Origin of the sequence: Photobacterium sp. TLY01 (genome assembly GCF_021432065.1) — a bacterium.
Taxonomy (GTDB): domain Bacteria; phylum Pseudomonadota; class Gammaproteobacteria; order Enterobacterales; family Vibrionaceae; genus Photobacterium; species Photobacterium halotolerans_A.
The window spans coordinates 1,604,558-1,617,655 of the sequence record NZ_CP090364.1 but is presented as its reverse complement, the minus strand read 5'-3'; the positions used below and the strand labels follow the sequence as shown (position 1 = coordinate 1,617,655).

Annotated in this window: 11 protein-coding genes; 7 read left to right on the top strand and 4 right to left on the bottom strand. The window is 46.7% G+C overall.

Translation table 11 applies throughout. The features are described from left to right. Window positions 1-1,072: 1,072 nt before the first annotated feature. From rlmKL to rmf, 5 genes are all read left to right on the top strand, one after another. A complete protein-coding gene (gene rlmKL, locus LN341_RS07830; RefSeq protein ID WP_234204720.1) occupies window positions 1,073-3,217 on the top strand; it encodes a bifunctional 23S rRNA (guanine(2069)-N(7))-methyltransferase RlmK/23S rRNA (guanine(2445)-N(2))-methyltransferase RlmL in 2,145 nt (714 codons plus the stop codon). A 32-nt stretch (window positions 3,218-3,249) separates the two neighbouring features. Then, a complete protein-coding gene (locus tag LN341_RS07825; protein ID WP_046221904.1) occupies window positions 3,250-3,498 on the top strand; it encodes a glutaredoxin family protein in 249 nt (82 codons plus the stop codon). Then, window positions 3,485-5,413 (top strand): ABC transporter ATP-binding protein, encoded by a 1,929-nt coding sequence (locus tag LN341_RS07820; protein WP_234204710.1) that lies wholly within the window; start codon window positions 3,485-3,487, stop codon window positions 5,411-5,413. The genes LN341_RS07825 and LN341_RS07820 overlap by 14 nt, the downstream gene beginning before the upstream one ends. Next, on the top strand, window positions 5,413-7,524 hold the full coding sequence (locus tag LN341_RS07815; RefSeq protein ID WP_234204709.1) for a DUF3466 family protein: 2,112 nt from the start codon (window positions 5,413-5,415) through the stop codon (window positions 7,522-7,524). Before LN341_RS07820 ends, LN341_RS07815 begins: the two co-directional genes overlap by 1 nt. A gap of 165 nt (window positions 7,525-7,689) precedes the next feature. Continuing rightward, on the top strand, window positions 7,690-7,863 hold the full coding sequence (gene rmf, locus LN341_RS07810) for a ribosome modulation factor (RefSeq protein WP_027252207.1): 174 nt from the start codon (window positions 7,690-7,692) through the stop codon (window positions 7,861-7,863). A gap of 122 nt (window positions 7,864-7,985) precedes the next feature. Here rmf and fabA read toward each other — a convergent pair whose 3' ends face one another. Together fabA and LN341_RS07800 are read right to left on the bottom strand one after the other, a co-directional pair. Then, window positions 7,986-8,501: a bifunctional 3-hydroxydecanoyl-ACP dehydratase/trans-2-decenoyl-ACP isomerase gene (gene fabA, locus LN341_RS07805; RefSeq protein ID WP_046221907.1), complete on the bottom strand. Its 516-nt coding sequence runs from the start codon at window positions 8,499-8,501 to the stop codon at window positions 7,986-7,988. A 68-nt stretch (window positions 8,502-8,569) separates the two neighbouring features. Next, window positions 8,570-10,282 carry a Lon protease family protein gene (locus LN341_RS07800; protein ID WP_234204707.1) on the bottom strand — a complete coding sequence of 571 codons (1,713 nt, stop codon included), beginning with the start codon at window positions 10,280-10,282 and terminating at the stop codon, window positions 8,570-8,572. Window positions 10,283-10,517: 235 nt separating this feature from the next. Here LN341_RS07800 and matP point away from each other — a divergent pair, with 235 nt between their 5' ends. Both matP and LN341_RS07790 read left to right on the top strand, forming a co-directional pair. Then, entirely contained in the window at window positions 10,518-10,970 is a 453-nt protein-coding gene (matP, locus tag LN341_RS07795; protein ID WP_046221909.1) for a macrodomain Ter protein MatP, read from the top strand. 46 nt (window positions 10,971-11,016) lie between these two features. Continuing rightward, window positions 11,017-11,325 carry a DUF3634 family protein gene (locus tag LN341_RS07790; RefSeq protein WP_046221910.1) on the top strand — a complete coding sequence of 103 codons (309 nt, stop codon included), beginning with the start codon at window positions 11,017-11,019 and terminating at the stop codon, window positions 11,323-11,325. 87 nt (window positions 11,326-11,412) lie between these two features. Here LN341_RS07790 and LN341_RS07785 read toward each other — a convergent pair whose 3' ends face one another. Both LN341_RS07785 and LN341_RS21875 read right to left on the bottom strand, forming a co-directional pair. Next, complete coding sequence (locus LN341_RS07785; protein WP_046221911.1) at window positions 11,413-11,814, bottom strand: response regulator; 402 nt, start codon at window positions 11,812-11,814, stop codon at window positions 11,413-11,415. A gap of 750 nt (window positions 11,815-12,564) precedes the next feature. Next, complete coding sequence (locus LN341_RS21875) at window positions 12,565-12,753, bottom strand: helix-turn-helix domain-containing protein (protein WP_370643740.1); 189 nt, start codon at window positions 12,751-12,753, stop codon at window positions 12,565-12,567. Between the last annotated feature and the right edge of the window lie 345 nt (window positions 12,754-13,098).

Here is a 13,098-nt window from a genome sequence, read left to right as displayed (position 1 = left end):
GTCATGGCCTGGTTTAATCTACTGTCATAAGTGATGCCAGCGTTCCGTTTTCTCCGATTTAATGACCTCACTGTGCTATTAGCAGGGTAGATTGGCTACTCTGAGCTGCCGTTCGCGATGAGCAGCTACCTCTACGAATCTCTTCATCATTCCTACTTACGAAACGGCTTGTTTATCCTGCATCTCTGTCCGTGTGTGAAACAGCCTGTTGGCTAAGTATCATCTTCCTTATCGACTTTATTCAGAAAGGCATGATTCAGCATTGTTGCCTTTAAGCTCGGTTGATATTTCTCTTATGTACGCCGGACATGCCCCGCTTACCGGTGGGGATAATGGCCATCAATGCGTATTTTGGGGGATATTTGTACTGACATTGAGTGAGTTAACGTCAGCTTGATGCAAAAAATCAGTAAAAATAGGGACTTTTTTATTGTTGCTTGTCTTTTTTTTGGACAAAAAAACACCAGTAATTTCCGTCAAATTATCGTTTCTCTAAGTGGATATTTCCCTGTTTTCCCTGTTTGTGAAACTCAGTTACAAAGGCGGAATGATCGCGCCTCTCATCTTTCCATTCAGGAAAGAATCGAGTTATGCGCCCTGCGATTATTGTATATACATAACTCCAGGGGTAGCAAATACTTACCAACTCTGACTGTTTCTGAACGACTATTTGACGATAGCAACGACATGTATCCTTGGCGGGTTTGCTTTTAAGTTTATGATTTAATTGGGTTTATATTTATTGTTTCTGTGCGGGGATAATGATCCTGAAGGGAGGTTGGCACTTACTCAAACGTTATAAGCTGTTTGTATTCAAGCTGTTAAGGTTAGATTGTTTCCTGTGGGAAACCACCTTCTGGGCAAGGATGGCTGAAAAAAGTCTGTATCACTGATGAGCAATATGGATTGGTATCGTATCGGCAAAGCTAAGCCATGTGAGGGAAAACTGCGATGGTTCGGTTGATTTATACTCGAACAGTGCAGAAAAAATGATTTGCCAGTATCGGTGATACAGGCGCATATCTGTGAATTCAGGTATAATCGCGGGCAACATTTGTTTGAAAAGAAACCCATGAATCAATATCTCGCTATTACTTCCCGTGGTCTGGAAAATCTTCTGGCCGATGAACTGACTCAACTCGGTGCTGCACAAGTGAAAGTTGTGCATGCCGGCGTTCGCTTTGCCGCTGATCAGAATACGGCCTATCGCTGCTGTTTATGGACTCGAATTGCATCACGTATCGTCCAGGTCTTAAGCGAATTCAACGTCAGAAACGATTTAGATCTGTATCTCGGCGCGACGGCGATCAGCTGGGAGCAGTATTTCAGTTCCCGTACCCGCATTGTTGTCGATTTCAATGGTACGAACCGTGAAATCCGTAACAGCCAGTATGGCGCGATGAAAGTGAAGGATGCCATTGTCGACCGTTTTACCAAGGGTAATCAGGCGCGTCCGACCATTGACCGCGAGCGACCTGATTTACGTATCCACGTGCGTTTGTCGAATGATAAAGCCGTCGTTGGTTTGGATATGGCGGGGAGCGGTCTTCATCAGCGCGGGTATCGTACTGAAGCGGGTAAAGCTCCATTGCGCGAGACGCACGCTGCGGCTTTGGTGATGAAAAGTGGCTGGACGCCAGAGAAGCCATTGTTAGATCCAATGTGTGGCTCCGGTACATTATTGATTGAAGCGGCCATGATTGCCGCGGAAATTGCGCCGGGTCTGAAACGTAAGCGTTGGGGGTTTGAAGCCTTAAATGATTTTGACCAGGATGCCTGGCAAGAGATGCATGCCGAAGCCTCTGTGAAAGCTCGCCGGGGCGTGGCGAAAGTCACAACTCGTTTCTTTGGCCGTGAAATGGACAGGCGAGTGTTAAGTGTGGCCAGAGACAATGCAGGCCGCGCCGGTGTGAGTGAGTTGATTGATTTCGAGTACGGTGATGCCACCCAGCTGGTTCGTCCGAATGGATTTGAAACCGGTGTGATCCTGTGTAACCCCCCTTATGGTGAACGCCTGGGCACCACACCTGAGCTGATTGCGCTTTACACTGAGTTGGGTAACCGGCTCAAGCTGGCCTTTGCCGGATCAGTGGCGTCTATTTTCTCATCGTCAAATGAATTGCTGAGCTGTATGCGTATGCGGGCCGATAAGCAGTTTAAGCTGCGAAACGGTGCATTAGACTGTGTACTCAAGACATATCAGATCACTGCCGGTGGTGTGAAGCAAGTTGAAGGAGCAACAGAAGGGAAACTGGAAGAAACGCTGGTTGCACCGGATTTTGCCAATCGCCTGAAGAAGAACCTGTCGAAACTGGATAAATGGGCAAAGAAAGAAGCGTTGGATTGCTATCGTGTCTACGATGCCGATTTGCCTGATTACAATGCTGCCATTGATAAGTATGCAGACTATGTGGTGATTCAGGAGTACGCCGCACCGAAATCAGTCCCTGAGGAAACGGCCCGTCGACGCTTAATGGATATTATGCGAGCCACGATTCAGGTGACTGGTGTTGACAGCGACAAAGTCGTGTTGAAGGTACGCGAGCGCCAGAAAGGCAAAAATCAGTATCAGAAACTGTCTAATGCGTCGCGTTATATGACGGTGAACGAATACGGTGTAAAGCTTCAGGTGAACCTGTTTGATTATCTCGACACAGGGCTGTTTCTGGATCATAAAATTACCCGTCGTCGTCTTGGCGAGATGTCTAAAGGCAAAGATTTCCTCAACCTGTTTGCTTACACTGGCTCGGCAACTGTACATGCTGCTTGCGGTGGCGCGAAATCCACAACAACGGTTGATATGTCAAATACCTATCTGCGTTGGGCACAGGAAAATATGGCCTTGAATGGCCAGGTCGGCCGCCAGCATGAATATGTTCAGGCGGACTGCCTGCAATGGTTGCAGGAAGTGGATGACACTTTTGATTTGATCTTCATTGACCCGCCAACTTTCTCGAACTCGAAGCGCATGAAACAGAGTTTTGATGTGCAGCGTGACCATATTATGCTGATGGAAAACCTGAAGCGAATGCTGCGCAAGGGCGGAGAAATTGTGTTCTCCAACAATAAACGTCACTTCAAGATGGATGAAGCGGCGTTAGCAGATTTGGGGCTGGTGGCGAAGAACATTTCTTCTGAAACACTGCCGATGGATTTTGCCCGCAATAAGCAAATCCATAACTGCTGGATTATTACCCATAAGGAAGGCGACGTTTGAGTCGCTCAAGTCGATAAACTAAGGATTGTTTCGTGTCTATCATCCTCTACAGTACGGAGGGATGCCACCTCTGTGAGCAGGCGTATGCACTGCTTGCGGAGGCCGGAGTTTCAGAGCAGGTCGATGTCGTTGACATTGCATTTGACGACAACCTGTTTTCCCGTTACGGCGTCACAATACCGGTCGTATCTTTTTACGATAATGAATCTGTTTCTGAGCTTAGCTGGCCTTTTGATGCTGCTGAGCTGGCACTTTGGTTAAAGAGTCATGGCATTAATTAAAATTAGTAACGCGCAGCTTGCATATGGCGATCATCCATTATTGGACCATGCCGAGTTTCTGCTGCAACCAAATGAACGTGTGTGTCTGGTAGGCCGCAATGGCGCCGGTAAATCCACGTTAATGAAAGTCATCGCTGGTGAGGTGCTGCTGGATGACGGCAGCATCCAGCGCATGAGCGAGTTAAAAGTTTCACGGCTGGAACAAGATCCGCCCCGCAATGCCGAAGGCACTGTTTTCGACTTTGTTGCAGAAGGCTTATCTGACGTGGGTGGTTTGCTTCGCGAGTATCATCACTTACTCGACAAAATCACCACAGATGCCAGTGAAGTGCATTTTGCGCAATTAGCCAAGGCTCAGGAAAAACTGGACCATGCGAATGCCTGGCAGTTTGATAACAAAATCAGCTCCGTATTAGAACACCTCGAGTTAGATGCCGGTACTTTGCTGGCTGATCTGTCTGGTGGCTGGCAGCGCAAAGCCGCGCTGGCGCGTGCTCTGGTGAGTGAGCCTGATATTCTTTTGCTTGATGAACCCACGAACCACTTGGATGTTGCCACCATTGAATGGCTGGAAGGCTTCTTAAAAGATTTCCGTGGCTCCATTATCTTCATTTCTCACGACCGGGCTTTTATTCGTTCAATGTCGACCCGAATTGTCGATTTGGATCGCGGTAAGCTGAATTCATTTCCTGGTGATTACGATAAGTATCTCGACGCGAAGGAAGAACTGTTACGCATCGAAGGCGAGCAGAATGCGGAATTTGATAAGAAACTTGCGCAGGAAGAAGCCTGGATACGGCAGGGCATTAAAGCACGACGTACCCGTAATGAAGGGCGTGTCAGAGCGCTGAAACAACTTCGTGTCGAGCGCAGCGAACGCAGGGAAGTCATGGGTAAGGCGGATATGCAGCTCCAGGAAGCCCGTCGTTCAGGCAAGGTTGTCTTCGAAGCTGAACATATCAGCTACCGGTACGATGACAAGCCTATCATCCAGGATTTCAGCTTTAACGTCATGCGTGGTGATCGTATTGCCCTGATTGGACCAAACGGCTGTGGTAAGAGTACCTTGCTCAAGCTCATGCTGGGCCAGCTGCAGGCGACAGAAGGGCATTTTCACTGTGGGACCAAGCTGGAAGTGGCGTATTTTGACCAGTACCGTGAGATTCTTGATCCGGAAAAAACTGTGCTGGATAACCTGGCAGAGGGGAAACAGGAAGTCACTGTCAACGGTCGCAGCCGCCACGCGTTAGGTTATCTTCAGGACTTTTTGTTCCACCCCAAAAGAGCGCGTACACCAGTGAAGGCGCTGTCTGGCGGTGAGAAAAACCGGCTGTTATTGGCCAAGCTGTTCCTGAAGCCAAATAATTTATTGGTTCTGGATGAACCAACGAATGATTTGGACATCGAAACTCTGGAACTTTTGGAAGATATTCTTGCCAACTATCAGGGCACTTTGCTCTTAGTGAGCCACGATCGTCAGTTTGTTGATAATACTGTGACCACAAGCTGGATTTTTGAAGGTCAGGGTGTCGTCAATGAATACGTGGGTGGCTACCATGATGCCCAGGAACAGCGCGCCAACTCTGCTGCACAGCGTGCTAAAGCACAGGCCGAAGCGCAAGCAGCCGAGAATAAAAAAGATGAAAGCCAACAGCGGCAACAAGTGAGCCGGGAAAAACCGGGTAAGAAGTTGTCTTATAAACTTCAGAAAGAACTTGAAGAGTTGCCGTCTCGTTTGGAAGATTTGGAAAATGAGATTGCCCAGTTGCAGGAAAAAATCAATGATCCTGCCTTTTTCCAAAGTTCAAGTGATGATACTCAGGTGACGCTGTCACGCCTGGCAGAGGCAGAGCAAGCACTGGAGGTCGCATTTGAGCGTTGGGAAGAACTAGAAGCAATGCAGAAGGAATCCTAATGCGACATAAGATGTTCAAGTTTTCAACGCTGGCCATTGTTGTTGCCAGCGTCACACAGGCACAAGCGGCGGTGTATGACGTCGTTGAAGTGAGCGGTGATGCCAGTGGTGTAGATGCACTGCAATATTACGACAAAAACAACAGTGATTTGGCCAGCCAGGTGCAGTTTTATGGCCAGGGGATCAGTCCATCGACTGGCACTGAAAACTGTTTTGAAACCAGCTGTTCATCAACCAGTTATAAAGTCTTTGGCGAAAGCCGCTTTGGCAGTGACGGCATTGATATCCGCGACGAAATTCCCTACCAGCTGGATAACTTCCAGCAGATCAATGATGAGTGGTCTCTAGAAAGGCACTGCAGCTCAGCATACGGATTCAACACCTGCGATACCTGGGCTGAGACTCGGTTTTTTGGTGTCGGTTATAACTCAGACAAGCCGGAAGATGGGTCGGGCTATGGTGGCCTGCGCAGAGAGCAATTTGCCTGGCAGGATAATTATTATGCGAACACGCTGCCGATGCTTGAGAGTGACTCGGACCCTTTGGATCCTGAAAGAACGTTTGAGCGTGTCATGACCTTCGCCAATGATATGGCCGGGTATGATTTAAGTGTGACACCGTCACTCGGAACGCTGGTGGATGGCGGCGATCATGTCTCTGCAAATGGTGCTATTAGTTCTTATGGAACCATATTAATTGATGATCCTGAAGACACTGATGTTCCACCAAAACAAATTGAAGTGAATTATGCATTGGGTGTGACCAGCTCGGCTTATTTCGCCAATAACAACCGTTATGCCCGCCAGTTCAATAAGCGCGGTTTTGTGAACTCTGGTGCCAGTCAGGTTTCATTATTGCCGGTAGCCGGGAGTGACCTGGTAAAAAATATGGGGCAGACATTAGCCTGGGATGCTGTTGAATATCCAGCTGGTAATCTGCTGGTGGTTGGTAGCGCGGCGTTTGCGCCCTCCAATCTCAATGACAACATCAAGCTGCCTGATGATGTGCCAATCAACCGTAGTGACCTGAATAACTGTAAAACGAAGGCTTCGAACCCAAGTGAGTTGTTTGGCACAGATGAAAAATCCTGGGCCTGTCAGTTTACTGTCTTCGCCAATGAGGCGGCATTCTGGAATGTTGATGTTGAAGCCACCTGGAATGTTGATGCATCAGTTACTTCAGAAGCTCAGTTAATTGCAGCACGAGCATCGGATCGCCCGGCGTTGGATCCAGATGACAATAACCGTTCTTTCCAGGCATCAGCCCGAGCGGTTTCTCTGGTTGACGGGAAACCTGTGATGGTGGGATACACCACAGATTCAGTGGATAACGATTATTACGCAGTCCGCGCGGCCATCTTTAAGCTGAAAGACGGTGTGAGTGGTACGCCGACTGCAGAGAGCTGGACGGTTTCGTATATCCCTAACCTGAATATTGAACAGAGTAATGACCGCATTTACCGCTATACCATTGCAACGGACATCAATGATCAAAACAAAGTGATTGGTGTGGCTAAGCGGGCCAAGTCGACAGAGCGTTCGTACGCAGAAATGATGTACTTGTACGATGCGACGTCGAATTCGTTCAAATGGCTCGACTCATCCGTCAGCAGCATTTTCTTTGCCGGTGCAAATGGCTACCCAAGTGCCATCAACACTCATGATCAGATTGTGGGTTGGGTAGACGCGGAAACTGTGAATCAGGTGAATGGTCGTCAGCGTCGTCAACGTGCTTTCACTTATCTGGCAGGTAGTGACGCTGTCACAGATGCGTTGCCGGCGAAGTCTGCCTGGATGCTGGATGACCTCACCAATGATGACAATGTGAACGGAAATGCGAACCGGTTCCGTATTGCTCAGGCGACAGGTATTAATGATGCAGGTGTTATTTCTGCGACAGCACTGAAGTGCGATGCGGGGTATAAGTCGACCAGCAAGAATGCAGAGTGTGATGGCGATGAGCGTCTAGTTGCCGTGAAGCTGATCCCTCGTGTCGATGCGCAGGTTCAACCTCGGACGGATGATGAAACGAGCGTAAGCCGGAAAGGGGGCTCCATTGGCTTAGTGACGTTGTCACTTATGGCGTTGCTGGGTTTCCGCCGCAGAAAGTGATTTGTCAAAATTGTTCGATTTTTAATCAGGCTCACAAGTTGTGAGCCTGATTTTTTATCAAGGTTGATCTCTCGAGCGAAATATCCAATCCTTTAAGTGGAGTCACAAAAACTCCATCATTATGTAATGGTAATGATTAATATGAATAAGGATGAGGATCGAACTATGAAGAGACAAAAGCGGGATCGTATGGAACGCGCACAATCTCGAGGCTATCAAGCTGGCATTAATGGTCGTTCCAGTGACGCATGTCCATATCAAACCGTGGACGCCCGTATGAACTGGCTAGGTGGCTGGCGAGACGCGAGAGAAGAATTGCAATCTGGCCGCGCAAAATAAAACCTTCACCCTCATATCCCCAACCATGCAGAGCCCCTTTGGAGAGGGGCTTAACTTTATTTGACACCTATACGCAAAAAAGGTCGCATTGTGCGACCTTCTTTCATATTCGTGTTAGCGGCTTAGAAATTTGATGTGTCTTGAAACAAGCCAACTTTCAGATCTTTAGCGACATAGATCTCTTTGCCGTCAACCAGTACTCGGCCGTCAGCAACACCCATAATTAATTTACGGTTAATCACGCGCTTCATTTGGATCTCATAGGTGACTTTTTTGGCCGTAGGCAGGATTTGACCAGTGAATTTCACTTCGCCGACACCCAAAGCACGGCCTTTACCTTCACCGCCAATCCAGCCAAGGAAGAAGCCAACAAGTTGCCACATTGCATCCAAACCCAGGCAGCCAGGCATAACAGGATCACCAGGGAAGTGGCAGTCGAAAAACCACAGGTCAGGCTTGATATCCAGTTCAGCGATGATGAGGCCTTTATTGAACTCACCACCTTCATCATTGATTTCAGCAATACGATCCATCATCAGCATGTTCGGTGCTGGTAATTGAGGACGGCCAGGACCAAACAGTTGGCCTTGGCTGGAAGCGAGGAGATCGTCACGGTTGTAAGAATTGCATTTCTTCATTGGATGCTATTTTCTCTTTGAAATTATTGGGGCAATTTAGCTTACACCTGTACGCCTAACAACTCGGATCAGTGGTGGACCAACCAGTTTTTGAATTTGGTCAACCAACCTGACCCTTCGTCGCTATGACCGCTATGGAAGTGCGCTATACGTATCGCGATGACATCTAAGAGTGTATCTTCATCGCTCTCTTGGTTGCTTTCGTCCCGGCGGAAAGATTTACCTGTCAGTAAAGGTAGCGCATCATCGACACTATCGACGGCCCAAATATGAAATTTACCGTCTTTCACTGCGTTTAGAACGTCGTCACAAAGACACAGGTTACTCAGATTTGTTTTCGGTAAGATGACACCCTGGTGTCCGGTCAGGCCCCGATAGGCGCAAACCTTGTAGAATCCTTCAATTTTTTCGTTAATGCCGCCAACAGCTTGCACACGGCCAAATTGGTCCACGGCTCCGGTTACCGCGATTTGCTGGTTGATGGGCTGTTGAGAAAGGGCGGATACCAAAGAGCAGAGTTCGGCTAAAGACGCGCTGTCTCCATCGACCTCACTGTAGGACTGCTCAAAAACGATCGATGCTGAATAGGGTAAAGGTTGATCAAGGTCCAACGCTGTGCTGACAAACGCTTGCATGATCATCATCCCTTTCGCATGAATATTGCCTGCCAGTTCAGCCTTGCGCTCGACATCTGAAATATCGCCGTCACCAAAGTGAACCACGCAGGAAATTCGGGCTGGTTCGCCGTATGCAACGGGGTGGCCAGGCATTTCAACAACCGTTAAACCATTCACCTGACCGATTTCATTACCCTGACAGTTAATAATCACCTGTCCGTGGTGGATATCTTCGATGGCTCTCTCAGGCAAGTATGAGCTGCGGTATTCTCTGGCTTTCAGTGACAGTTGCAGGTGTTCAGCAGTAATAGGTTTCCCCTGCGACTCTATTGCTGCTTCGCAAAGCAGGCTCAGATGCCAGATAGGGCAAAGCGGTAAACGGCTTTGATCTTCTTCATGGCGAGCACCCGTGCGCATTAATACTTTCAATGCGTCGTTATCTGCAATATCTGGTATGCCTGCTTTTTCAATCAGAGACTTCAGATAAGCTAAATATTTAGGCAGACTCTCTTGGGTGAGGCGCATATCCGGCTCAAACTCACCATACATGCTAAAACCAGAAGCGATGTCGGGCTCAGCATTTTCCAGTTCTGCCATCAAGAATCTGTCACCAACCACGACTAACTTAACATTGAGTGCTTCTGCCGGTGGTAATGGGTAAAGTTTCTTCTGAGTAACTGGCTGCCACTCCAGTTCGCCATTCATTAGTACTGCTTTGAGCCTTGGCCATAAGCTTGGGTTGGCAAGAATGCTGGCGACAGACAAAACCAGATAACCATTGTTCGCCTGATGAAGCAGACCATGCTTTACCTGTGGTTTAGTGAGTTTGCCATCCTCTAACGGTGGATACACGGCGCCAAATAGATTGATGTCTGTGACGTTGTCACCAGCGATGACAATGGGAGATTCATCAGATGGACTTTTGCCAGCTGAATCCCAATGTGTGAGTAGATCAATGATATAGTCGCGGTAAACCTTGTTATCCGGTGCAGTAATTCTTAATAATCTGGGCTGAATATCAACTGCTGTGAATCGGCGTACGGCATCGCTCAGGCGATCTTGTAAAATGCCTGTCGGTGCAGGGGGGAGTTGTGCATACTGGTCCAGAATTGGCTCATACTGAGTATAATCTGGGAGCATGGTACGCCAGGATTCTTCTTGCATAGGCTTGATATAATTTCCGTTACTGTGAAAAAGACAGCAGTATAAAGGAATCGTTGTCCGCATAATAGAACAGGCATGGATTATCCTGCGATTCGGATGAGAATCAGCCAAAGGCGTTCCTTCAAAGATGGGTACATGCTTCTAAATCAATGTGCTATTGTGCTTCACTATCGAACTGGTTACACTGTCACTCTCTATTTATTGTAGACTTTACAAACCCAAATAAGCGTCGATTATGAAATATCAGCAATTAGAAAACCTTGAAGCTGGCTGGAAATGGGGCTACCTGGTAAAGAAGCATAAAGAAGGGCAAGTCGTCACGCGTCATATTGACAGCAGTGAGGCTGAGGCCGCTGTGGCATCATTACTTGAAATCGAGCACGAACCAACCAAAGTGCTGGATTGGATCAGCCACCATATGTCTCCTGATCTTGAAAATAAAATGAAGCAGGCGATACGTGCGAAAAGAAAGCGGCACTTTAACGCAGAACAGGTGCATACCCGTAAAAAATCAATCGACTTAGACTATCGCGTCTGGGAGAAGCTGGCTGATAAATCCAAAGAGTTGGACTGTACGCTATCCGACACAATTGAGTATTTGCTGAGTGAAAGCACAAAGTCGCTGGAAGCCAGTAAAAAGGTACAGGATATCAAACAAGACCTAAGTAAATTGCTTCAACTCGACTGATTCGCTATACCTAATATGATGCGCTGTTTGTTTGAGGGATAAGACAATGGAATATGTTCTTTTGCTGGCTATTGCTGTACTGATCCTAGTGTTTAAAGACCGTCCGGTCATGGTACTGAAATTTGAGCACGGCGAGTTGAAACAGACCAAGGGAAATGTCCCCAGTGGTTTTTTACATGGCTGTAAAGATATCGCTCATAGAGAGCCATTTAGTGGGCAAATCAAGGTTTACAAGAATAGATTTACAACGAAGCTGGTCTTTTCGAAAGATGTTCCCGCAAAAGTGAAGCAAAAAATCCATAATGTGTTTCCGTTTACGGCCAACAACAAGAAAACAGGCCGGCGTCAAGCCTGAGTTTGAGCCTGCGCATTGCAGGCTATTCTATAACCTAATGCACTATAACTTATTTGTGTGATACAAAAAAGATCATCATGATTCAGCTTATTTTTCAGTATCTAACTGAAAAATGGATACCTTAGCTAAACACTGATTGAGTTTCTGCATAGAAAGGGGTTTTACGATATAGCCATCAGGCTTATGCGAGATCACTTTCTTTACTGTTTCCATTTCATTTTCTGCTGTCACAACGATAACAGGTAAGTCAGGATATTCCTGTTTTATTCGACTTAGCAACGCCAGGCCATCTAAAGGCATGTTGAGGTTTAAGTCTAAAAAGACACAATCCAGCGAGTGACCCACAAGTTGAGATTTCATGAAGATAGTCTCAGCCTGAACAATGGAACTGGCATGAAGTAATGTTTTGGGTTGTATGCTGTTTCTCAATAGCTGAGCTAAAATTTGTGCCATCACTTTATTATCTTCAATGATGAGAATACTTTTCATTTTGTGGTATCCGTTTCATTATTAAGTGTTTTTTATCTTGTTTGATCTTAGTTAAGAATTCGCTACATACCAACAAAAGTGTTAGAGAACATAACCTAAAGCACTATAACTTGTTTTTTGGGAATAACTTCAATCAACAATTCAGAGAAAATAAATACTTAAAAACAATCCAAACAAAAGCTCACCACAAGAAAAGGTACTTGTATGTTTTTGTCATGATGCCGCAGTCGAGCAGCTTAAATTTACAATGAAGTCGGGGAGTCAACAGCGTGCTGGATTTACCGGATATGGGGTTACAAACACATTTCTTTGAACAAGTGATCCTGTAACGTTTTATTTGTACGCTCCAAGCGAACTGTTAATACAGATCAGCTCGATATTGAGCATACGACCAAACTGGGTCAGCTGGTCGGATTGGGCTTCCGTGCCGGTCATATAGAGCACCTTCAGTTTACCGTGTTGTTCAAGCTAATCACGGCTGGTAATCATATGTCGCTGCGACCTGGTGGAAGCCACCAATTTGAATAAATCGCCAAGACAATCGCGTCGGTAACAAGGTTGGTAAACGCGAGGCTTACGTTGAGCATGGGGAACCCAAAGACCATCCGCGATCATCCATTGGTGAATCGATTCGACCGAAACGTGAATATCATGGCGTTCAGTAAATTTTACGTGGGTAAGTGTTGGACCCAAATCCTCATAATGTTCACGGATCAACGTCAGCCATCGAAGCTTCACTAAATATTTTATTCAATCACTCGAGGATTGAACTCGGCGTTGATGAACAATGGCCGCAGCACCATGTTGTCGAAAGCGTGCTACGAGTCGCTGAACTTGATGAACGCTAAGGGAAAGAACACGGGCAGCATCTGCATGACGGCTCCGTTTTTCACAAACATCTCGGATAACACCAAATTTTAAAAACTCTTTGTCATCCATAGTTACCAACATCATGAAAAGCTCGCATCAACCAAACAGATGCGAATCAAGATAGTAAAAACAGGACGTTTTAACTTTACAGAACAGAGACACTTTAGCTTTGTGGCTACAACCTTGGTTCGCATTATGTACATTATGTTAAATTAAAGGTATGGGAGATATAACAACTGGCGCATTAACGTTCTTCTGCTCCCTTCTCTATGGCTATCTGACTGGCGAAAGCATGCCATTTAACCATAACGGTGATTTACCATAAAATAGGTAATTCACACTTATATTTAAGCCCTGCTGCAAATGTCAGTTTGCCTGGTTCTTCAATGTCAGGTGAATTACCTAAGCCCGACG